Source organism: Caloramator quimbayensis, assembly GCF_900167605.1.
Taxonomy (GTDB): Bacteria; Bacillota; Clostridia; order Clostridiales; family Caloramatoraceae; genus Caloramator_B; species Caloramator_B quimbayensis.
Window position 1 is genome coordinate 1 of the sequence record NZ_FUYH01000012.1, and the last position, 22394, is coordinate 22394.

Genomic DNA, 22394 nt, shown 5'->3' on the forward strand with positions numbered 1-22394 from the left:
TACAAATGTAATCGTTGAAATTTCAAATGGGGATTTCACTCTTTTTTTATTTAAGGTATTGATTTTTTCTCCAAGATGATATACTTTAGAAAAGTAAGTGAGCATTTGTTTTAAATAACTTTTGTTCATTTCATCAGCATCCTTTTTATGTTTGTTTGTGGTAAAACTATTATAAAAAGGATGCTTTCTTTATGCAATTTTTTTCTCTATATTTTCCAGTAAAAATCGGAAAATACCTAATTTCTACTTACTATTTCTTAACCATTATAAATCAACGGGCTTATCGCCCTAAAAATTTTCAAGTGCGAAATCTCTGTAATAATATAGAAATTTTTTTACATTTTATTTTTCAATTTGACGAGTAGATAAAAAACAAAACTATCAATAAGTATTTTTGCCTTTTTTTATTAATTTTATACAGAAAAAAGCTTAGAAGTTGATTAGCTTCTAAGCTTTTTGAGTTCTTCAAGCAATTTGTCATTTAATATTTTAATATGTGTTCCCTTCATTCCAAGGGATCTAGATTCAATAACTCCTGCACTTTCAAATTTTCTTAATGCATTAACTATTACAGATCTTGTAATTCCAACTTTATCTGCAATTTTACTTGCTACAAGAAGTCCTTCATTTCCTTCAAGCTCGCTGAAAATATGTTCAACAGCTTCAAGTTCTGAATATGAAAGCGTTCCAATAGCAAGTTGTACAACAGCTTTTTTCCTTGCTTCCTCTTCAAACTCATCCTGTTTTGAACGAATTATCTCCATTCCAACAATTGTTGCGCTGTATTCAGCAAGCACAAGATCTTCATCCGTAAATTCAGAATCATATCTTGCAATTATTAGAGTTCCAAGCCTTTCTCTATTTCCCATTATTGGAACAATAGTAGTTATCTTGTTATGATGCAGGCATTCTGTTTCGTTTTCAAATACACAAAGCCCTTGTTCTTTTATATTTGACTTTGTCTCAGTAATCTTTAATATTTTATTATTATATTCTTCAGGAAATTTTTGTTCAGCAAGTACTTTATTGTTTACAATTTCACATTCAAAGCCTGAAAAAAGGCTGTATCCTAAAACTTTACCTTTCCTGCTCACTACGTATACATTGCAGTCCATTATCTTACTTAATAGTTCACAGATATCAGTAAATATAACAGGTTCAGTTGCAGATTTTTGAAGTATTTTATTTAACATACGTGTTTTATCGAGTAATGTAAGCATTAATTTATCCTCACCTTTCTAAATAATATATTTATTCAAATCCTTTTCTTTAATGTATTTTTTCATTTTATCATTTACGTATGAATCATCAATTATAATCTTTTTTTCGTTTACATCCGGTGCTTGAAATGAAATATCCATCAATACTTCTTCAAGTACTGTATGAAGTCTTCTTGCACCTATATTTTCATATTGTTGGTTCATATAAAAAGATACTTCTGCTATTTTACTTATCGCATCATTTGTAAACTGCAAATCTATTCCTTCAGTTTTTAACAGTTCAATATATTGTTTTGTTAATGCATTTTTGGGCTTTTGAAGTATTTGCTCAAAATCTTCCTTTGAAAGATTTTGAAGTTCAACATGTACAGGAAATCTGCCTAATAGTTCAGGTATTAAATCAGTAACTTTGGATACATGAAAAGCGCCTGCAGCAATAAAAAGCATGTAATCTGTTTTAATTGGTCCATATTTTGTATTTACAGTACTTCCTTCAACTATTGGAAGTATATCTCTTTGTACACCCTCTCTCGAAATGTCAGGTCCATGGGAACTACCTTTTCCAGCTATTTTATCGATTTCATCTATAAAGACAATTCCATGCTCTTCAGCACGTTTTTTTGCTTCTTTATATACATCATCCATGTCAATCAGCTTATCGGCTTCTTCCTGCTGAAAAATTCTTAAAGCTTCTTTTATGGTAACCTTCTTTTTTTTCTTCTTCTTTGGGAAGATGCTGCCAAACATATCCTGCAGGTTAATATTTAAGTCATCCAAATTCCCGCCAGCTATTAAATCAAAAGGTGCTGATGAATTATCATCGACTTCAATTTCAATCATTGTATCATCAAGAAGTCCCATTTCAATCTGCTTTTTAATCTGCTCCTTTTTTAGATAGTTATCGTCGCTATTATCATCTTCTTCATCTTCTTCGTTATAAGATTTATCACTTTGCGTATTTGCAAAAAGATAGCCAAATGGATTTATAAAATCAGATTTTTTCTTTTGACTTGGGGCAAGATGTTCTGCAGTTCTTTCAATAGCGAGGTTTCGTGCTTTTAATTCTGTAATTTTATATTTTTCTTCTTTAACTATTCTTACTGCTTCTTCCATTAAATCTCTTATTATTGAATCAACGTCTCGTCCCACATAGCCCACTTCAGTAAACTTTGTTGCTTCAACCTTTACAAAAGGTGCATTAATAAGCCTTGCAAGCCTTCTTGCTATTTCTGTCTTTCCTACACCCGTGGGTCCTATCATTAAAATATTTTTGGGCATTATTTCTTCTTTAATATCGCTGCACAACAGGCTTCGTCTATACCTGTTTCTTAATGCTATAGCAACCATTTTTTTTGCGTCATTTTGCCCAATTATATATTTATCAAGTTCTTCAACGATTTTTTTTGGCGTTAGATTCTCCATAATATTACCCCCTTACCCACAGGCTATTATAGATTTTCAACTATTATGTTATTATTTGTATATACACAAATTTCTGAAGCAATTAATAATGATTTTTCTGCTATTTCTGCTGCAGAAAGATTAGAATGTCTATATAATGCTCTTGCTGCGGCAAGTGCATACATTCCTCCAGAGCCAATAGCAGCGATTCCATCGTCGGGCTCAATTATTTCCCCGCTCCCAGAAATTATGAGAATACATTCTTCATTTGCAGCAATCATTAAAGCTTCAAGCTTTTTTAATATTTTATCGTTTCTCCATGCATTAACAAGATCCACTGCTGCTTTTTTTATATTTCCGCTATGCTGCTGCAATTTTTCTTCAAACATTTCAGATAAAGTAAATGCATCCCCAACTGATCCTGCAAACCCAATCAATACTTTATTATTATATATTTTTTTTATTTTTTTTGCTGTACCCTTAATTATAGTATGTTCTCCCAAAGTTACCTGACCATCTCCGGCTATTGCCACATCGTTTTCTCTTTTTACTGCAACAATGGTGGTTGCTTTAAACATTTTGCCACCTTCCCCCTGAATTTAATATTGTTAGAATAGTGTGAAATGTTTTGAAGTTTGAATAAAAAACAATAATAAGAATATAGCATAAAAAGAATTAATAATCAATACATATTCGATTATCTTCGACATATTTATTTAATGAATTTATTGCTGTTTGCGAAATTTTCATATTTTTTAATCTTTTATCTCTTATTTTTTCCTTTAAGGGCGGCATTATTCCAAAATTAATATTCATGGGTTGAAAATTTTTTACAGTGCTATTAGAAATATATTTTGACAGAGAACCTATAGCAGTATTTTCAGGAAAAATAAAGGGCTCTTTATTACTTACAATCCTTGCCATGTTTATCCCTGCAAGCATTCCCATCGATGTAGATTCAATATATCCCTCTACTCCTGTAATTTGACCTGCAAACATTATTTTAGGGTATTTTTTCATCTGCAGAGTCGGGAGAAGAAGTTTTGTTGAATTTATGTAGGTATTTCTATGCATAACACCATATCTTACGAATTCAGCATTTTCAAGACCTGGGATTAATCCAAATACTCTTTTTTGTTCTCCCCATTTAAGGTTAGTTTGGAAACCAACTATATTGTATAAAGTTCCATCTGAATTATCCTGTCTTAATTGTACAACTGCATAGGGCTGTTTGCCTGTTTTAGGATTAATCAATCCTACTGGCTTTAATGGCCCATAAAGAAGAGTATCTATTCCTCTTTCAGCCATTTTTTCAACAGGCATGCATCCTTCAAATACGATTTGCTTTTCAAAACTTTTAAGTTCGGCTCTTTCAGCGTTTATAAGTTCAAAATAAAAGCGTTCGTATTCTTCTTTATTCATTGGACAATTAATATAAGCTTCTTCATCTCCCTTATTATATCTAGATGCTTTAAACACCTTTTCTAAATTTATTGATTCATATGTTAAAATTGGTGCTGCTGCATCGTAAAAAAATAAATACTCACTTTCAGTAATTTTCTTTATCTCTTCAGAAAGCAAATCTGAAGTTAAAGGACCTGTTGCAATAATAGTATAGCTATTTGTATCAATATTTGTTATCTCTTGCCTTATAACTTTAATATTAGGATGAGCCATTATTTTATTTGTTATGCAATCAGAAAAAGACTGCCTATCTACAGCAAGTGCCCCTCCAGCTGGAACAGAATTTTTGTCTGCGCACTCCATAATAAGTGATTTTAAAATTCTTAATTCTTCTTTTAAAAGTCCAACAGCATTTTCGATTTGATTAGATCTTAAAGAATTGCTGCATACAAGTTCTCCAAATTTATCTGTGTGATGAGCTGGTGTGAACTTTATAGGCCTCATCTCATAAAGATTCACTTTAATTCCCCTAATTGCAAGCTGAAAAGCAGCTTCACTTCCCGCAAGACCAGCTCCTATAACATTAACTTCCATAGATATCACCTTTCACTTTTTTTGTATTTACATTCTTCATTTGAACAAATTAATTGTTTATGACCTTTGTAATTCTTTTCAAATAGTATATTTCCACATTCGGGGCACTTTTCTTTTGTTGGTTTATTCCAGCTTACAAAGTTGCACTCTGGATATCTGCTGCATCCGTAAAATATTTTACCTTTTTTAGTTTTCCTTATCACTACCTTTGCACCGCATTTTGGACAAGGTGCTTCTATCTCTTCAAGTAAAGGCTTAGTATTTTTACATTCAGGATATCCTGGGCAGGCAAGGAATTTACCAAACTTACCCTTTTTTATAACCATATATTTACCACATTTATCACATTTAATATCTGTAACTTCTACAGGTTCCTCAACTTCAATTCTATTTATTTTTTCTTCTGCAGAATCTATTTGCTTTTTTAATGGAGTATAGAAATTGTCAACTATTTTTACCCAGTATTCTTTTCCATCTTCTATTTCATCTAATTTATTTTCCATTTGAGCTGTAAATTCTATATCAACTATATCTTTAAAATACTCTTTTAAAAGTTCTGTTACAACTATTCCAAGGTCTGTGGGATATAAAGATTTTTTTTCTTTAATTACATATCCTCTATCTAATATTGTACTTATAATAGGAGCATAGGTACTTGGCCTTCCTATTCCATTTTCTTCTAAAGCTTTAACCAAAGTAGCCTCAGTAAATCTAGCTGGGGGCTGAGTAAAGTGTTGAGCAGGATCTAATGACTTTAGATTTAAAACTTGACCAATTTTTAACTCTGGTATTTTATTTTTCTCATCTTCGTCATCATCAAAATCATATACTGTCAAAAATCCGGAAAATCTTAAAGTACTTCCACTTGCTTTGAATAAATAATTATTTGCTTTTATATCAACAGTTGTAGTGTCATATACAGCCTCTGCCATTTGGCTTGCAATAAATCTTGACCAAATTAATTTATATAATTTATACTGGTCTATTGATAAAGAATCTTTAATACTGTCAGGATCTCTATCTATCATAGTTGGTCTTATTGCTTCATGAGCGTCTTGAGCATTTGCTTTTGTTTTGAATGTTCGTTTTGTTGATGGTGTATAGCTATTACCATATTTTTTATTAATATATTTAAATGCATCTTCCTGTGCCTGAGAAGATATCCTTACAGAATCTGTTCTCATATATGTAATAAGTCCTACTGTACCTTCATTTTTTAAATCTATACCTTCATAAAGCTGCTGAGCAACTGACATTGTCTTTTTTGTTGTAAAATTCAGCTTTTTATATGCTTCTTGCTGAAGGGTACTTGTAGTAAATGGCGGAAGGGGATTTTTCTTCCTTTCTAATTTTTTTACTTCTTTTACTATATATTCTCCATTTTCAATTTCACTTATTATTTTTTCTGCCTGTTCCTTAGAGTCAATAGATATTTTTTCATTTTCGTTTCCATAGAATTTAGCTTCAAAAACTTTGTTTCCCTCTTTAAATTTGGCTGTTAAAGACCAATATTCCTTTGGAATAAAATCTTTAATTTCCTTTTCTCTATCACATATTAATCTTACAGCAACGGATTGAACTCTTCCTGCGCTAAGTCCCCATTTAACTTTCTTCCATAGTATCGGACTTATTTCATAGCCAACAAGTCTGTCTAAAATTCTTCTTGCCTGCTGAGCATCAACCAAATTCTTATTTATTGTTCTTGGCTTATTTATTGCTTCTAAAACAGCTTTTTTTGTTATCTCATGGAATTCAATTCTACATTTATTCATACTATCAAGACCAAGTATTGCAGCAAGATGCCAGGAAATAGCTTCGCCTTCTCTGTCAGGGTCTGTTGCTAATAGGATTTTATCAGATTTCTTTGCTTCTTTTTTAAGTTCATCAATGAGTTTACCCTTTCCTCTTATGGTTATATATTTAGGATTATAATTGTTTTCAACATCAACACCAATTTGGCTCTTAGGTAAATCCCTTACATGTCCCATTGATGCCTTAACTTTAAAGTTTTTGTCTAAAAATTTCCCTATAGTTTTAGCTTTAGCTGGTGATTCAACTATAACAAGGGATTGAGCCATTTAAATAACACCTCCGGTAAAATTTACACAATGTACAATAACTGTATTATAACAAACTTTTACATAAAATCAAGTTATGCATTTTATATAATAATTTCCATAAGCTCTTTTTATAATTCCTTTACACTCGAGTTTGCTTAGCATAGAAAGTAAATCTGCCGCATCTATATTAAGCATTTCCGATAGATTTTCAATAGTAGAACCATTACCTTTTAGACTATCTATAATTTTAGATTCCATCTCATCAAAAATTATATTATTATGATTTATATTTTCAAGTTTAAATTCTTCTAATATATCTTGACTGCTGAGTATAATTTTAGCTCCATCTTTTATTAGTCTGTTTGTTCCAATGCTGTTTGGACTAAAAATATTTCCTGGTACTGCAAAAACATCTTTGCCTTGCTCTAACGCAAATTCTGCAGTAATCAGTGAACCGCTTCTTTCTCCTGCTTCTACTACCATAGTATATTTAGATAGACCGCTTATTAGTCTATTTCTTTCAGGGAAATTGCTTGAATAAGGCTTAATATCTGGAAAATATTCTGTTATAACACATCCATTTTCTGATATTTCATACATGAGTTTTTTATTTTCAGACGGATAAATGTTTTTAAATCCGCTGCCCATTACAGCTATTGTTTTTCCATTGCTGTCTAATGCTCCTCTATGGGCACTCGTGTCTATTCCCCTTGCCATACCGCTTATTATTACAATTCCTCTTAAAGCAGTATCATATGACAGTTTATATGCAGCAGTTTTTCCATAATCGCTGGCTTTGCGTGCCCCTACTATTGCTAATGAATTATTTAGATTAGGCATTTTTCCTTTAATAAAAAATCCAACTGGTGGACTGTTTATATTTTTTAATATTTCTGGATACTCGTCATCGCAAAATAAAACTATATTAATTTTTTCTAATTTTAAATAGCTGATAATTTCTTTGTATATACTTAAATCTTTAGATTGCTTTATCATTTCTGATTCAATTATGTTTAAATTATATTTTAAATAATCTTTAGTATCCATTTTATAAAAAAGTTCTGGTGTTATTCCGCTTTTTAATGCATTTATTTTGATTTCATTTTTTATCTTCAAATTATGAAACCAAAGAGAAAATATTTTATCATCCATAGCATCCTCCATATTTTTAATTATCCCCAGTATTTTCTGTCAAGAGATCTATATTGAATTGCCTCAGCTATATGGTTTTCTTTTATTTCTTCACTTCCGTCCATATCAGCAATTGTCCTTGATATTTTAAGAATCTTATTATATGCTCTCGTGCTTAATATTAATGATTTAAATGCGCTTTCAAGAAGCAGCAGTCCCTTTTTATCAACTTTGCAATACTTTTTTATATGCTTAGTCTTCATTTGAGAATTATAGCTTATTTCATCATCTTTATAGCGTATACTTTGAATTTCCCTCACTTTCATTACCCTTTTTCTTATTTCTTCCGACCCTTCTTCCTTTTTATTGCTGCTTATTTCTTCAAATTTTATTGGCTCAACATTTATATGTAAATCTATTCTGTCAAGCAATGGTCCCGATATCTTATTTAGATAATTTTTTATTTGAATTTGAGTGCAGCTGCATTCTTTTAGCTGATAACCATAATATCCGCAGGGACAGGGATTCATCGATGCAATTAATAAAAATTTAGAAGGATAAGTATATTTACCTTTTACTCTTGATATTGATACGATTCCATCTTCTAAAGGCTGCCTTAGAGCCTCAAGTGTATCGCGCTTAAACTCTGGTAATTCGTCAAGAAAAAGCACCCCGTTATGTGCAAGAGAAACCTCTCCAGGCGCTGCATTTGTTCCTCCTCCAATTATTGAAATTGATGATGCTGTATGATGAGGATTTCTAAAAGGAGGATATAAAACAATTTTATTATTATCCTTTAACATTCCAGCTATACTATATAATTTTGTAACTTCTATAGCTTGTTCATAGGATAAAGGTGGAAGAATGGTAGGAATTCTTTGAGCTATCATCGTTTTACCGCCTCCAGGGGGGCCTGTCATAATAAGATTGTGATTTCCTGAAGCTGAAATTTCTATAGCTCTTTTTACAAATTTTTGCCCTATAACTTCACTAAAATCTATATCATATTTAGAAATATTTATTCTTTCAAAGTTTTTATTCTCTATTTTTTCTAAATAAATATCTTCATTAAAAAAATCTATTAATTCATTTAAATATGATATTCCATATATATCAATACCATCTATAAATTTAACCTCTTCAATATTACTATAAGGAATAAAAACTTTTTTAAATTTTGAACGTTTTGCTTCAAGAACCATTGGGAGTATACCGCGTACGCTTCTAACTTCACCATTTAAAGATAGTTCTCCTATAAATATGCAGTCTCTTATATCTGTATCCTTTATTTTGCCGCTGCTCATTAATATTCCTATTGCAACAGCTAAATCAAAGCATGGTCCTTCCTTTTTGATATCTGCTGGAGCAAAGTTAATTATTATTTTGCCTAAAGGAAATTCATATCCTGAATTTTTAATTGCAGAGCGAACTCTTTCTTTAGATTCTTTTATAACGGTATCAGGAAGTCCAACCATATTAAGTCCTGGCAGACCATTATGTATATCAGTTTCTATTTCAATAACAAAGCCATTTATTCCAATAAGAGATATTGAATAAGTCTTGCTTAACAAATTATCACCTCTATCAGTAATGATTATTTCCAGAAATTCTTAACATAAACAAAAGTACTATATGTTATATAGTACTTTTAAGAAAAAATATATAAATCAATTCCGTAATGTGCCAAATTAAGTGTTTTGATAAAATGTATAATTATTTTAATCAAAAGCATCTTTAATTATTAAAATAGATTTAACATTATCATTATTATCAAGAATGATTTCAACTACGTCAAAACGAACTTTAAAATTTGAATTTTTCTTTGATGCTAAATATAAACTTGCTATATTTTTTATTCTTGACTGCTTATATACATCCACAGCCTCCCTTGGATATCCAAAGGTTTGGCTCCTTCGTGCTTTTACCTCTACAAATACTAAAAAATTGTCATCCTTTGCAATAATATCTATTTCCCCATACTTCGTTCTATAATTTTTTTGAATGATTATGTATCCATTATCTTTTAAATGTTTTACCGCAATTTCTTCCCCCAATTTACCTGTAAGTTTATTATTCAACATAAATTTATCACCTATTTAAATAAAATTTTTAACAAATCCTTTTCTGTGTATTTCGCAAATACCAAATTTTTTAATTGAATCTATATGATCTTTTGTACCATATCCTTTGTTTTTATCAAAATTATATTGAGGGTATATTTTTGACATTTTATCCATATATGAATCTCTTTCAACTTTAGCAATGATTGAAGCAGCTCCTATAGAAACAGATAAATCATCTCCCTTTATTATCGGCATTTGAGGTATTAAAACATCATCAAGCTTTAGTGCATCTATTAAAAGATAATCAGGCTTTATTTTTAATCCTTCTATTGCTCTTTTCATAGCAAGTTTTGTTGCATTTAAAATATTAATATTATCTATTTCTTCAACAGTAGCATAACCTATTGAAAAATCTATACAATTATTTTTTATTCTTTCTGATATTTTAGTTCTTTGAGAATGGGACAGCTTTTTAGAATCTTTAATTTCTATTATATCTATTTTGGGATTTAATATGACAGCTGCTGCATATACAGGACCTGCGAGAGGCCCTCTTCCTACTTCATCAACACCAGCAATATATTTAAAATTTTTTTCATAAAGTTCTGTTTCATATCTTTTTCTATAATTGTATTCTTCATTTTTTTCCTTAAGCATCTCAAATTTGTTTTCATATTTTAATATAAGATTTTTAATGCTTTTTCTATCGTCATCTTTAAGGATTTCCTTTTGCTTCATAAACTGTTCATATGTGCATTCTGATAATATTTTTTTGATTTCATCAACGCTCATTTTCATTACAATCAACCTTTCTTGGCCTTTCAAGCGAAATCTTTCCCATTTTCCCATTTCGATAATCTTCAAGTATAATATTTGAAGTTCTTATAATATCAATGTTCCCGCCAGATACTACACATCCTCTCTTTTTTCCAATCCTCTCTATAGTTTCAATAGGATTATCTGAAAGTTCTATGTTATATCTCTCAGTTATAACATTTGGTTTTATTTGACTTATTTCTTTTATAAATTCAAAGGATAATTCTTCAATATCCAATACCTCATCCTTTATTGCTCGTGTAAATGCAAGGTGAAGAGCTGTTTTTTTATCATCGAATTTAGGCCAGAGAATGCCTGGAGTATCTAAAAGTTCAAAACTGCTATTTACTTTAATCCATTGTCTGCTTCTTGTAACCCCTGGTTTATCCCCTGTTTTTGCTGAAGACTTTGAAGTGAGCTTATTAATAAATGTTGATTTCCCTACGTTTGGTATACCTAATATAAGAGCTCTTATTGGTCTTCCTATTATTCCTCTTTCCATTTGTCTTTCAATTTTATCTTTAATCGTTTCTTTCACTATATTATATACTTTTTGAATATTTTTACCGGTTGATGAATCAACATCGATTGAATTATATCCCTTGCTTTTAAAATATTTTATCCACTCATATGTAACTGTATCTTCTGCAAGATCGCATTTATTTAGAATTACAATTTTAGGTTTATTCCCAATAATATTATCTATTTCTGGATTTTTGCTGCTTTCTGGTATTCTTGCATCTAATATTTCGATTACAATATCAATTAGTTTTAAACTTTCCGCTATTTCTCTTTTGGATTTTACCATATGACCTGGATACCATTGTATATTCATAATATTACCCTGCCCTTTTTAAAATTCTTAATATATTTTAACCTAATATATAAAACTTAGCAATTAAGATAAAATAAAACAGGACCTCTTGGCCCTGTTTTAATATTCATTATTCTATTATTTCTTTTACTCTTGTAGCTGACTTTCCTACTTTTTTCCTTAGATAATAAAGTTTTGCTCTTCTTACTTTACCTCTTCTTGTCACTTCAATCTTATCAATCATTGGTGAATGCACAGGAAATGTTCTTTCAACGCCAACTCCATAAGCTATTCTTCTAACAGTAAAAGTTTCTCTTAAACCGCCATTTTGTCTTTTTATAACTAAGCCTTCAAAAATCTGAATTCTTTCTCTGTTTCCTTCTTTTACTTTTACATGAACTTTTACTGTATCACCCACTCTAAAGCTTGGAAGGTCTTTTTTCATCTGCTCAGCTTCAATTGCTCTTATAATATCCATACTACTAACCTCCTTCTTCATAGACGTTCATACACGTTGCTGCAGAGGAACGCCCGTAATACACATATTGTATTTTAACACATATTTTTTTTTATTACAACATTTATTTCTCTTTTTTTCTATTTTTTATATCTTCAAGCATCTTCATATCTTCATTAGATAAATCTATTTTTTTCAAAAGATCAGGTCTTCTTTTATAAGTAATTTTAAGGGACTCGTATCTTCTCCATTTTCTTATATTTTCATGGTGGCCGGATAATAAAACATCAGGAACTTTCATTCCTCTAAATTCTTCCGGTCTTGTATATTGGGGATATTCAAGAAGTCCAGAATAAAAGGACTCATCTTCAAAACTTTCATTCGAGGATAAAACTCCTGGTATTAGTCTTGATACTGAATCGATTATTGCCATACAGGCAATTTCTCCACCGGTTAAAACAAAATCTCCAATAGATATCTCTCTATCTATCAAAGGCATTATCCTTTCATCTATTCCTTCGTAATGACCGCATATTAACATAACATGATTTATGTTACTTAATTCTTTAGATATATTTTGATTGAAAACTTCTCCTTTAGGAGACATTAAAATAGTATAGGGTTTATAACCATATATATTTTTAACGTAATCTACAGTATTATAAATAGGTTCAGCCTGCATAACCATACCTGCGCCGCCCCCATAGGGGTAATCATCGACTTTCCTATGTTTATTAGTTGTAAAATCTCTAATATTATATATATTAAGACGAATTAAATTATTATCCCTGGCTCGCTTTATAATACTGTAACTAAATATATCAAACATTTCGGGAAATAGAGTTAATACATCAAATATCATAGCAGTCCCTCGATAACATTTATTATCATTTTACCTTCATTAATATTAATAAGACTGACAACATCTTTTATTGCAGGGATGTAAAAAGTTTTTCCATCCTCTGCAGTAATTTCATATACGTCATTGCTTCCAGTAGAAAAGACAGATGTCAGTTTCCCAAGTGCTTTTCCTTTATTGTCAAATACATCAAGTCCTATAAGATCAGCTATAAAATAAGTATTTTCAGGCAATTTAACAGCGTTTTCTCTGTCTATATAAATATATTCACTTTTTAATTTTTCAGCATCATTCATTGAATCTATCCCTGAGAGCTTTAATATAGGAAATTGTTTAATATATTTTACTGCTTCAACGTTTGTTTTTACATACTCATTTTCTATTTTCCTAAAAACATATTTTAATTTATTAAATCGCTTTACATCGTCGGTTAATGGATATATTTTAACTTCACCCTTTATGCCATGAGTATTTATTATTTGCCCTATTTTTAGATATTCCTTCATCAAATCACCCTTTATATTAAAGAAGAGTTAGGATAGCCTAACTCTTTATATATTATATTATCTCAACAACTACTCTTTTATTCTGCTTTGTAGCTGCTGCCTTGACAACAGTTCTAATAGCTTTAGCTATTCTTCCTTGCTTGCCAATAACCTTACCCATATCTTCTGGAGCAACCCTAAGTTCAATGATAACTGATTGTTCTCCAGAGATTTCTGATACCTTAACAGCATCAGGATTGTCAACTAAAGATTTTGCAATAAGTTCAACAAGTTCTTTCATAATAATGCACCTCCATTATTCGATGATACCTGCTTTTTTAAATAAGCTTCTTACAGTATCTGATGGTTGTGCACCATTTGATAACCATTTCTTTGCTTTTTCTGTATCGATTTTAACTTCGGATGGTTCAGTTATTGGATTATAATATCCAATCTCTTCGATGAATTTACCATCTCTTGGTGATCTTGAATCAGCTACAACTATTCTGTAGAAAGGAGCTTTTTTAGCACCCATTCTTCTTAATCTGATTTTTACTGCCATTTACTTCACCTCCTTAAAAATGCCATAAATTATTTAAAGAAAGGAAATTTTATTTTCCCTTTTTTCATATTCTTTTGCATGTCTGCAAACTGTTTCATCATTTTTTTAGATTGTTCAAAACCAGTTAAAAGTTTATTTACTTCTTGAATTGAAGTTCCGGAGCCTGCTGCAATTCTTCTTTTTCTGCTTGAATTAATGATAGAAGGGTTTTGCCTTTCCTGTTTTGTCATAGACTTAATTATTGCTTCAGTATGTGCCAATTCTTTTTCATCTATATCAATGTCTCCAAGTTTGCTTGAATCTATTCCTGGTATCATCTTAAGCAAATCCTTCATAGGCCCCATTTTCTTCATCTGCTGCATTTGCTCTAAAAAATCTTCTAAAGTAAACTGCTGATGCATAAGCTTGCTCTGAAGATCCATTGCTTTTTTTTCATCTATTGCTTCCTGAGCTTTTTCTATTAAACTAAGTATATCTCCCATTCCAAGTATACGTGATGCCATTCTATCTGGATAAAACACTTCAATGTCAGTAAGCTTTTCACCAATACCGACGAATTTAATAGGCTTTCCTGTAACAGCCTTTACAGATATTGCAGCTCCTCCACGAGTATCTCCGTCAAGTTTTGTAAGAATAGCACCAGTAATATCAAGAGAATTATTAAACTGCTCAGCAACATTTACAGCATCTTGACCTGTCATTGCGTCTATTACAAGAAGTATTTCATTCGGTGTTACTGAATTTTTAATGTTAATCAGCTCATTCATCAATTCTTCATCAATATGAAGTCTGCCGGCTGTGTCTATGATTACATAATCACATCCGGATTTTTTTGCATTCTCAATTCCTGCCTTTGCTATATCAACAGGATTGATTTTGTCTCCGAGGGAAAAAACAGGAACATCAATTTGAGAACCTAATACTTGAAGCTGCTTTATAGCTGCAGGTCTATATACATCTGCTGCAACAAGCATAGGCTTTTTACTGTGTTTCTTTAAGTAAAGAGCAAGCTTTCCAGCCATAGTTGTCTTTCCGGCACCCTGCAATCCCACAAACATAATAACCGTTGGAGGTACAGGAGAAATATTAAGCTTACTTTCATTTTTTCCCATCAGATTTATTAATTCTTCATTTACTATTTTAATAACATGCTGTGCAGGAGTTAAGCTTTCCATAACCTCTTGCCCGACAGCTCTTTCACTCACTGAGTTAACAAAGTCTTTAACGACTTTATAATTTACATCAGCCTCAAGCATGGCAAGCTTGACTTCTCTCATTGCATCCTTAACATCTTTTTCAGTTAATTTGCCTTTGTTTTTAAGTTTCTTGAATGTTTGCTGAAGCTTTGAAGTTAAGCCCTCAAAAGCCATAAATAGCCCTCCTATTAAATATCTATAAGCTCATCGATTATATCTATTACGCTTTTAATTTCTGTATCATCAACTTTACTCATTAGTATATTTTTTGCTTTTATTAACTTTTCTCTCTGTATCATAAATCTTTTTACTAATCCAAGTTCTTTCTCATATTCTTCAAGAATCTTTTCGCTTCTTTTAACAATATCATGAACAGCCTGTCTAGACACTCCGAATTCTTCGGAAATTTCACTAAGGGACATATCCTCCTCATAATGCAAAGACATAAATAGTTTTTGTTTTTCAGTTAAAAGACCTCCATAAAAGTCGAGAAGAAGGGCTTTTTGACTAAATTTATCTATCATAATTAACACCCAGAATTATAATAACAAAATCTATTAATGCTGTCAAGTATTTTTACTTAACATTAAAAAATTGCATCAACAAAGGCCTTAGGGTTAAATTCTTGAAGATCTTCTATTCCTTCGCCTACTCCAATCATTTTTACAGGAATATTTAGTTCATTGCTTACGGCAATTACAATTCCTCCCTTTGCTGTACCATCAAGTTTAGTTAAGATAATTCCATTAACATCTGAAACTTCCATAAACTGTTTAGCCTGAATTAAAGCGTTTTGCCCAGTTGTAGCATCTAAAACAAGAAGCGTTTGTTTATATGCCTGACTATATTCTTTTTCTAATATTTTGTTGATTTTTCTAAGTTCTTCCATGAGATTCTTTTTGTTGTGAAGTCTTCCAGCAGTATCGCATATTAATATATCTGCTTTTTTAGCTTTTGCAGATTGTATAGCATCAAATATTACTGCTGCAGGATCAGAACCCTCTTGATGCTTTATTACTTCAATACCGCATCTTCTGCCCCATACTTCGAGCTGATCTATTGCTGCTGCTCTAAAGGTATCGCCTGCTGCAAGAGCTACCTTAAATCCTTTATTTTTTAAATAATATGCCATTTTGCCAATAGATGTTGTTTTGCCAACTCCATTTACACCAACAATAAGAAATACAGCAGGTGTATTTTCAGGTATTATTCCCATATCGTTATTGCCCATCATTTCAACGATGATTTCTTTAAGCGTTTGTTTTACGTTTTCAGAATCGGATATTTTATTTTCTTTTACTCTTTTTCTTAAGGTATCTATTATTTCTGAGGAAGTTTTGTAGCCAATATCCGACATTATCATAGCTTCTTCAAGTTCTTCAAATAGTTCTTCATCTATTTTTTTATTTAATGATAATACTTCTCCTATTTTATCTGCTAAGCTGTCCCTTGTTTTTGTTAGTCCTTCCTTTAATTTATCAAACCAGCCCATATTAATTGCCTCCTTTTAATTTTAGTGAAATAACTTTTGATATACCTTTCTCTTCCATTGTAACTCCATAAAGCATATCAGCAGCAGCCATGGAACCTTTTCTATGAGTAATAACAATAAATTGTGTATCCTTAGAATAATCTTTTAAAAATTTTGCAAATCTATTAACATTTGCATCATCAAGAGCAGCTTCTATTTCATCAAGTACACAAAAGGGTGTTGGCTTCATTCTGAGAATAGCAAATAAAAGAGCTATTGCAGACAGACCTCTTTCCCCTCCTGATAAAAGTGAAAGACTTTGAAGTTTTTTCCCAGGCGGCTGAACAATAATATCAATTCCGCATGTTAATATATCATCATTTTCAAGTTTTAAATCCGCAAAACCTCCTCCAAATAGTTCTTTAAATGTTTGATTAAAATTGTTTTTTATAATTATAAATTTTTCTTCAAATTGTTCTTTCATCTTTTTTTCAATTTCATTTATTATATCAATAAGAGAATTTTCAGCTCTTAAAAGATCTTCTCTCTGCTTTGATAAAAATTCATATCTTTCAGTTACTCTTTTGTATTCTTCTATAGCATTAACATTAATATCGCCTAAATTCTTAATTTCATTTTTTAAATCAGCAATTCTTATATTTGCTTCGGACATGCTTTTTAGAGTCTTTCTAAATTGTGCTGCCTGAGCCATACTTATCTCGTAATCATCCCAGACTTTTTTTGTATGCATATCTATTTCTGATTCAAGTTTTGATTTGGATATTTCTAACCTATGAATTGAGTTTATTAAATTCTTTATGTTTTCTTCTATATCATTAAAATTGCTTTCCTCCTTTGAAATCATTTGAGCAGTTTTCTTTTTATTCTCTTCTATATCATTGAAGTTTTTATTAAATATTTCTATGTCTTTTATAATTTTTTCTATCAACTCTTTATTCTTTACAATATCTTTTTCCAATAAAGCTGTTTTTTTATCAATATTCTCAATTTCATGATTTTGATAATTCAATTTCTGCTTGATTGAATCCAAATTCTTTTCTATCCTATTTATTTCATTATTAATTGCTTCTAAAGTTTTTAACTTTTCTGCTAAAGATATTTTTTTTGATGTTAGGTCAGTAGAAATATTATTTCTCTGTTCTTTTAAGTCTTTATAATTTAACTGTATGTTCTCAATATCATTTTCAATTCTTTTTTGATTTTCAATATAATCCTGTAACATTGATTTATTATAGTTTTCGTTTTCGGTATTTTTTTTGCTCTCTATATCAATTTGTTCAATCTCAATATTAACATCTTTAATTATTTCTTCAATATTTGAAATTTCTTTTTTAACTATCGCAAGTTTCTGATTTTCAGCTTGTATTTTTGATGATAATTCCATGATGCTGTTATTGTTTTCGTTAAGTTCTATCTTTTTAATATTAACTTTTTCAGAGTTTGAATATATTTCGTCTACAATCTTTTTTAAATTTTCCTTTTCTATTATTATTAAAGATTTAAGCTCTTCTATTTGATTTTTTCTTGAAAATATACCTGTAGTCTTAGCAGAATTGCTTCCACCTGTAAATGCGCCTCCAATGTTTATAACATCGCCATCAGCAGTAACTATTCTATAATTATAATTAGTTTTTTTAGCAATTATATTTGCTGTATCTAAATTATCACAAATCAATACTCTTCCTAATATATTAGTAATAGCATTTTTAAATTTTATATCATAATTAACTAAATCAGAAGCAACTCCTAAAAACCCTTTTATACTCTTTAATTGTTCATTGATTACAAATTCCTTGCCTTTAATTATCGATAAAGGTAAAAATGTTGCTCTTCCAATATTATTTTTCTTTAAATAATTTATAAGCATTATAGATGTTTCTTCATTATCAACCACTATATTTTGTATAGATGAACCTAAAGCAATTTCAATAGCTGTCTCTAAACCCTTAGGGACATAGATAAGATCGCTTATAGTTCCAAAAACTTTTCTGTTATCTTTATAATTTATTAGTATTGATTTTACAGCCCTATTAAAGCCCTCCATATCCTTATCCATATCTAAAAGGGTTTTATATTTTGCTTCAATTGTCTTTAACTTTTCAAAACAAAACTTATTTTCTCTATTAAGTTCATCTTCCTTTTTTTCAAGATTTAAAATCTCATAAGATATATCTGATGATTTTTGCTTTAAAAAAGCCATATCATCGCTGTAATTTTTGATAATTTTTGTTATGCTTTCTGCTTCTAAATTTAAAACATCTATTTTTTTATTTTTAGCATCAATTTCTTTTTTTAACTGCAGCTTTCTATTATTAAGACTTCCCATTAAAATGGATGATGAATTTATTTTATTATTTATATCAGAAATATCTTTAATAATTTGAAGTAAATCACTCTTTTTTGATTCTAATAAAGTTTCTAAATCATTACATTTGGTATTCAATCTTTCAAATTCTTTTTCTATTTTTTCTACTTCTAATTGTGCAGCATTAATATCCTGATTTATTTTTGATTTATTTGATAAAATCGATTCATGCTCAGTATTTAAGTTTTGAATATTTATTTTTTCTTCATCAAATTCTTTAATTAATCTTTCTTTATCATTGATTAAATTCTGCTTTCTTTCCTGAAGCAGATTTAAATTTCCCGATAAAGCCTCATATTTTTTTTCCAGCTCTACCCTTTCATTGTTTTTAAACTCATATTCTTTTTCTATTTCTGATAAATCTCTTTTGTATTTGGCAATCAACTGTATTTTTTCACTTTTTTTAAATTCTAAATCATCTTTACTATCTTCAAGACTATTAATTTGTGATAAGCAGTTGTTAAGTTTATTTTTAGCATTTTCATAGTTATAAAGTATTACATTTATATCTAATTCTTTTAATTCATCTCTTAGAGCTAAATATTTTTTTGCTTTATCTGACTGCTCTTTTAAAGGCTCAATTTGTTCATCAAGATTATTAATTATATCTAAAATTCTTATAAGATTTTGTTTTGTTGTTTCAAGTTTTTTTTCAGCTTCAAGTTTTCTAGTTTTATATTTAACTATGCCTGCTGCCTCTTCAAAAAGCATTCTTCTATCTTCTGATTTTGAACTTAAAATTTCTTCAATTTTTCCCTGACCAATCAAAGAATAACCATCTGTTCCTATTCCTGTATCCATAAAAAGTTCAGTAATATCTTTTAATCTGCATTGGGTGTTATTTATTAAATACTCGCTCTCTCCGGATTTATAAAGTCTTCTTGTTACTGTAATTTCAGAATAATCATATGGAAACATCTTCTTTGAATTATCAATTGTAAGCGATACCTCAGCGCATCCAAGACCTTTTCTGCTTTCTGTTCCTGCAAAAATTATATCATCCATCTTTGAACCTCTCAGGGTCTTTGCGCTCTGCTCACCCAATACCCACTTTATACTATCATATATATTGCTTTTCCCTGAACCATTAGGACCAACAATTGCCGTAATCCCTTTATCAAATTCTAAATCAACTTTATCTGCAAAAGATTTAAACCCTTTTATTTCAAGCCTTTTTAAGTACAATATAACACCCCTTTTATGTCAAACAGCTTTTATTTAAAAAGGGACTTACCCGGGCGGATAAATCCCTTTAAACACTATTTTAATTTTAAAATTTATATAATATATTGTCAACTTTTCATTTCTATAAAAAAGATAGGCTTTTGCCTATCTTGGTTGAACAATAAATTTTATTGCTGTTCTTTCTTCTCCCTCAATTTCAATTTCTGAAAAGGCTGGTATAACAACAAGATCAATCCCATTAGGAGCAACAAATCCTCTTGTGATTGCTATTGCCTTAACAGCTTGATTAACTGCACCTGCGCCTACCGCCTGTACCTCTGCAGACGCTCTTTCTCTTAAAACGGCAGCAAGTGCTCCTGCAACTGCTTTTGGTTGTGATTGAGCAGATACTTTTAGTACTTCCATCTATAATTCCTCCTTCAAATATATAGAAAATATTTCAACTAAATTATTCTATAAGAAAGAGGAAAATCCTTCTTTAAATTACTAATTTTATATATTTTTCAAATGACATTTTTTTATCTATTATACCATCTGAAATCAAAATTTCAAATCTGTCAATAGCATTATTTTGACATACTTTAATTTTTTTTGTAGAATAAAGTCTTACTAATTTATTGAAATATTTTTTCTTATCAGCAAAAAGTTTAGATATGTCCTTCGTATTAATGCTTATAGTGATTTCTAATGAATCTATAAAGTATTTTTGAATAATGTAATCAATTATAGAAATAAACAATAAAGATTCAACCAGTTCTCTAAATGCAGGATGAAAAGGACCTGCAATAACCTCTTTGTTAATGTTTATTTCATCTGTAGCTTGCAGCCCAAGTCTAATTATAGGTATATCGTTTTTAGAAAATAAAATGTATAATTTACTGCTGATATCTACAGCTTCATCTATAGTCAAAGGCTTATAACATCCTTTTTTGAATAACTCTTCCATTTTAGTGTTTTTAATAATTAATGCAGGATATATTCTGACAAAGTCAGGCTTTATTTTAATTATTTCATTTGCTGTAAAAATATCCTTTTCTAAATTATCAGATGGGAGACCAATCATCATCTGAAGTCCTAATTTAAAACCATATTCTTTAATTAAACGGCTTGAATTAATTACATCTAAAGATGTATGCCCTCTTTCTGCAATATTAAGAACTTCATCATCCATAGATTGAACTCCAAGTTCAATAACACCAACTCCATGGGTTTTAAGGTTTTTTAGAATATATTCATTTATATAATCAGGTCTTGTTGAAAGTCTTATATCATCTATTTTCCCATTTTCAAGGGCTGTTTTGGCTGCATCTAAAAGCTCATTTTGATAATCCATTGGAATACCTGTAAAGCTTCCTCCAAAAAAAGATAACTCAACAAAAGAATTTTCTCTATCTATTGTACTAAGATATTTATCAATTGTTTCTTCAACATCCTTTTTAGTAATTGTTTTTGTAATCCCTGTTATTTTTTTTTGATTGCAGAATATACAGTCATGAGGACACCCTAAGTGAGGTACAAAAATAGGTATAATATAATAATTCTTATTCATCTAAATCAACCCCGAGATTTTTTAAAGCTTGCTTTGCAGCTCTCTGCTCAGCTTCTTTTTTACTTTTTCCTTTGCCTTTTCCGCTGCTTTTGCCATCTATCTGAACTTCAATTTCAAAGGTTTTATCATGGGGCAGACCGGATTCACTTAATAAGTTATATTTTATTAAGCAATCCTGTCTTTTTTGCAAATACTCCTGAAGTTTTGATTTATAATCATTGAATATTTCATCTTTACTTACTGCATCAATTTTATCCTTAAGAAAATTAAGAACAAAATTTTTAGCTGCTTCATATCCTGAATCTATATATATGGCAGCAATTACAGCTTCTAAGGCATCAGCAAGAAGAGAATCCTTATTTCTTCCTCCAGTTAATTCTTCTCCTTTGCCAATACTTATATATTTATTTATCATAATTTTTCTTGCCATTTCAGATAGGGATGATTCACAAACAACGCTTGCTCTAATTCTTGAAAGCTTGCCTTCCTGTTTATCTTTATACTTTTTATAAAGATATTCGCTGACTATCATGCTAAGAACTGAGTCCCCTAAAAATTCAAGCCTTTCATTATGATTTAATATAGAAGGATGCTCATTTGCAAAGGAACTATGTGTAAGTGCTAAATCGAGAATAAAAAGTTTTTGAAATTTAACACCTATTATTTCTTCAAATTCTTTTAATTCGTTTATTCTATCTTTTGTCATAATATCCTCCAAAAACAAAGCCAAAGGTGAAAGTC

The 22394-nt window shown here is 30.1% G+C and carries 22 protein-coding genes; all 22 read right to left on the reverse strand.

Annotation, left to right across the window (positions count from 1 at the left end):
* Window positions 1-440: 440 nt before the first annotated feature.
* Window positions 441-1220, reverse strand: a complete 780-nt coding sequence (gene codY, locus B5D15_RS08830; protein ID WP_078696754.1) for a GTP-sensing pleiotropic transcriptional regulator CodY — start codon at window positions 1218-1220, stop codon at window positions 441-443.
* A gap of 18 nt (window positions 1221-1238) precedes the next feature.
* Window positions 1239-2642: an ATP-dependent protease ATPase subunit HslU gene (gene hslU / locus B5D15_RS08835; RefSeq protein WP_078696755.1), complete on the reverse strand. Its 1404-nt coding sequence runs from the start codon at window positions 2640-2642 to the stop codon at window positions 1239-1241.
* Between the two features lie 26 nt (window positions 2643-2668).
* Window positions 2669-3199, reverse strand: a complete 531-nt coding sequence (gene hslV / locus B5D15_RS08840; protein ID WP_078696756.1) for an ATP-dependent protease subunit HslV — start codon at window positions 3197-3199, stop codon at window positions 2669-2671.
* A gap of 97 nt (window positions 3200-3296) precedes the next feature.
* Window positions 3297-4628, reverse strand: coding sequence for a methylenetetrahydrofolate--tRNA-(uracil(54)-C(5))-methyltransferase (FADH(2)-oxidizing) TrmFO (gene trmFO, locus B5D15_RS08845; protein WP_479722848.1), 1332 nt, complete (start codon window positions 4626-4628; stop codon window positions 3297-3299).
* Window positions 4625-6697 (reverse strand): type I DNA topoisomerase, encoded by a 2073-nt coding sequence (topA, locus tag B5D15_RS08850; protein ID WP_078696758.1) that lies wholly within the window; start codon window positions 6695-6697, stop codon window positions 4625-4627. Before topA ends, trmFO begins: the two co-directional genes overlap by 4 nt.
* A 69-nt stretch (window positions 6698-6766) precedes the next feature.
* Window positions 6767-7831, reverse strand: a complete 1065-nt coding sequence (gene dprA, locus B5D15_RS08855) for a DNA-processing protein DprA (protein ID WP_179122242.1) — start codon at window positions 7829-7831, stop codon at window positions 6767-6769.
* Window positions 7832-7851: 20 nt separating this feature from the next.
* Complete coding sequence (locus B5D15_RS08860) at window positions 7852-9381, reverse strand: YifB family Mg chelatase-like AAA ATPase (RefSeq protein ID WP_078696760.1); 1530 nt, start codon at window positions 9379-9381, stop codon at window positions 7852-7854.
* A 147-nt stretch (window positions 9382-9528) separates the two neighbouring features.
* On the reverse strand, window positions 9529-9891 hold the full coding sequence (locus B5D15_RS08865; RefSeq protein WP_078696761.1) for a YraN family protein: 363 nt from the start codon (window positions 9889-9891) through the stop codon (window positions 9529-9531).
* Window positions 9892-9906: 15 nt separating this feature from the next.
* On the reverse strand, window positions 9907-10671 hold the full coding sequence (locus tag B5D15_RS08870; RefSeq protein WP_078696762.1) for a ribonuclease HII: 765 nt from the start codon (window positions 10669-10671) through the stop codon (window positions 9907-9909).
* Window positions 10655-11524, reverse strand: a complete 870-nt coding sequence (gene ylqF / locus B5D15_RS08875) for a ribosome biogenesis GTPase YlqF (RefSeq protein ID WP_078696763.1) — start codon at window positions 11522-11524, stop codon at window positions 10655-10657. The genes B5D15_RS08870 and ylqF overlap by 17 nt, the downstream gene beginning before the upstream one ends.
* 109 nt (window positions 11525-11633) lie before the next feature.
* Complete coding sequence (rplS, locus tag B5D15_RS08880; RefSeq protein ID WP_078696764.1) at window positions 11634-11981, reverse strand: 50S ribosomal protein L19; 348 nt, start codon at window positions 11979-11981, stop codon at window positions 11634-11636.
* Between the two features lie 103 nt (window positions 11982-12084).
* Window positions 12085-12822, reverse strand: a complete 738-nt coding sequence (trmD, locus tag B5D15_RS08885) for a tRNA (guanosine(37)-N1)-methyltransferase TrmD (RefSeq protein WP_078696765.1) — start codon at window positions 12820-12822, stop codon at window positions 12085-12087.
* The gene (rimM, locus tag B5D15_RS08890; protein ID WP_078696766.1) at window positions 12819-13325 is read right to left on the reverse strand and encodes a ribosome maturation factor RimM; all 507 of its coding nucleotides are present in this window, start codon (window positions 13323-13325) and stop codon (window positions 12819-12821) included. The genes trmD and rimM overlap by 4 nt, the downstream gene beginning before the upstream one ends.
* A gap of 52 nt (window positions 13326-13377) precedes the next feature.
* Entirely contained in the window at window positions 13378-13605 is a 228-nt protein-coding gene (locus B5D15_RS08895) for a KH domain-containing protein (RefSeq protein ID WP_078696767.1), read from the reverse strand.
* Window positions 13606-13620: 15 nt separating this feature from the next.
* The gene (rpsP, locus tag B5D15_RS08900) at window positions 13621-13866 is read right to left on the reverse strand and encodes a 30S ribosomal protein S16 (protein ID WP_078696768.1); all 246 of its coding nucleotides are present in this window, start codon (window positions 13864-13866) and stop codon (window positions 13621-13623) included.
* 29 nt (window positions 13867-13895) lie between these two features.
* A complete protein-coding gene (gene ffh / locus B5D15_RS08905) occupies window positions 13896-15236 on the reverse strand; it encodes a signal recognition particle protein (RefSeq protein WP_078696769.1) in 1341 nt (446 codons plus the stop codon).
* Between the two features lie 14 nt (window positions 15237-15250).
* Window positions 15251-15586 carry a YlxM family DNA-binding protein gene (ylxM, locus tag B5D15_RS08910; protein ID WP_143287259.1) on the reverse strand — a complete coding sequence of 112 codons (336 nt, stop codon included), beginning with the start codon at window positions 15584-15586 and terminating at the stop codon, window positions 15251-15253.
* Between the two features lie 62 nt (window positions 15587-15648).
* A complete protein-coding gene (ftsY, locus tag B5D15_RS08915; RefSeq protein WP_078696770.1) occupies window positions 15649-16554 on the reverse strand; it encodes a signal recognition particle-docking protein FtsY in 906 nt (301 codons plus the stop codon).
* 1 nt (window position 16555) lies between these two features.
* Entirely contained in the window at window positions 16556-20104 is a 3549-nt protein-coding gene (gene smc, locus B5D15_RS08920) for a chromosome segregation protein SMC (RefSeq protein WP_179122243.1), read from the reverse strand.
* 144 nt (window positions 20105-20248) lie between these two features.
* Window positions 20249-20509 (reverse strand): stage V sporulation protein S, encoded by a 261-nt coding sequence (locus B5D15_RS08925; protein WP_078696772.1) that lies wholly within the window; start codon window positions 20507-20509, stop codon window positions 20249-20251.
* 73 nt (window positions 20510-20582) lie between these two features.
* Window positions 20583-21653, reverse strand: coding sequence for an elongator complex protein 3 (locus B5D15_RS08930; RefSeq protein WP_078696773.1), 1071 nt, complete (start codon window positions 21651-21653; stop codon window positions 20583-20585).
* Window positions 21646-22359, reverse strand: a complete 714-nt coding sequence (rnc, locus tag B5D15_RS08935) for a ribonuclease III (RefSeq protein ID WP_078696774.1) — start codon at window positions 22357-22359, stop codon at window positions 21646-21648. The genes B5D15_RS08930 and rnc overlap by 8 nt, the downstream gene beginning before the upstream one ends.
* Between the last annotated feature and the right edge of the window lie 35 nt (window positions 22360-22394).

Bases quoted from the DNA above. Each gene is read 5' to 3' on its own strand.
- codY (WP_078696754.1), bottom strand. From the start codon at position 1,220: ATGCTTACATTACTCGATAAAACACGTATGTTAAATAAAATACTTCAA.
- hslU (WP_078696755.1), bottom strand. From the start codon at position 2,642: ATGGAGAATCTAACGCCAAAAAAAATCGTTGAAGAACTTGATAAATAT.
- hslV (WP_078696756.1), bottom strand. From the start codon at position 3,199: ATGTTTAAAGCAACCACCATTGTTGCAGTAAAAAGAGAAAACGATGTG.
- topA (WP_078696758.1), bottom strand. From the start codon at position 6,697: ATGGCTCAATCCCTTGTTATAGTTGAATCACCAGCTAAAGCTAAAACT.
- dprA (WP_179122242.1), bottom strand. From the start codon at position 7,831: ATGGATGATAAAATATTTTCTCTTTGGTTTCATAATTTGAAGATAAAA.
- B5D15_RS08865 (WP_078696761.1), bottom strand. From the start codon at position 9,891: ATGTTGAATAATAAACTTACAGGTAAATTGGGGGAAGAAATTGCGGTA.
- B5D15_RS08870 (WP_078696762.1), bottom strand. From the start codon at position 10,671: ATGAAAATGAGCGTTGATGAAATCAAAAAAATATTATCAGAATGCACA.
- ylqF (WP_078696763.1), bottom strand. From the start codon at position 11,524: ATGAATATACAATGGTATCCAGGTCATATGGTAAAATCCAAAAGAGAA.
- rplS (WP_078696764.1), bottom strand. From the start codon at position 11,981: ATGGATATTATAAGAGCAATTGAAGCTGAGCAGATGAAAAAAGACCTT.
- trmD (WP_078696765.1), bottom strand. From the start codon at position 12,822: ATGATATTTGATGTATTAACTCTATTTCCCGAAATGTTTGATATATTT.
- rimM (WP_078696766.1), bottom strand. From the start codon at position 13,325: ATGAAGGAATATCTAAAAATAGGGCAAATAATAAATACTCATGGCATA.
- B5D15_RS08895 (WP_078696767.1), bottom strand. From the start codon at position 13,605: ATGAAAGAACTTGTTGAACTTATTGCAAAATCTTTAGTTGACAATCCT.
- rpsP (WP_078696768.1), bottom strand. From the start codon at position 13,866: ATGGCAGTAAAAATCAGATTAAGAAGAATGGGTGCTAAAAAAGCTCCT.
- ffh (WP_078696769.1), bottom strand. From the start codon at position 15,236: ATGGCTTTTGAGGGCTTAACTTCAAAGCTTCAGCAAACATTCAAGAAA.
- ylxM (WP_143287259.1), bottom strand. From the start codon at position 15,586: ATGATAGATAAATTTAGTCAAAAAGCCCTTCTTCTCGACTTTTATGGA.
- ftsY (WP_078696770.1), bottom strand. From the start codon at position 16,554: ATGGGCTGGTTTGATAAATTAAAGGAAGGACTAACAAAAACAAGGGAC.
- B5D15_RS08925 (WP_078696772.1), bottom strand. From the start codon at position 20,509: ATGGAAGTACTAAAAGTATCTGCTCAATCACAACCAAAAGCAGTTGCA.
- B5D15_RS08930 (WP_078696773.1), bottom strand. From the start codon at position 21,653: ATGAATAAGAATTATTATATTATACCTATTTTTGTACCTCACTTAGGG.
- rnc (WP_078696774.1), bottom strand. From the start codon at position 22,359: ATGACAAAAGATAGAATAAACGAATTAAAAGAATTTGAAGAAATAATA.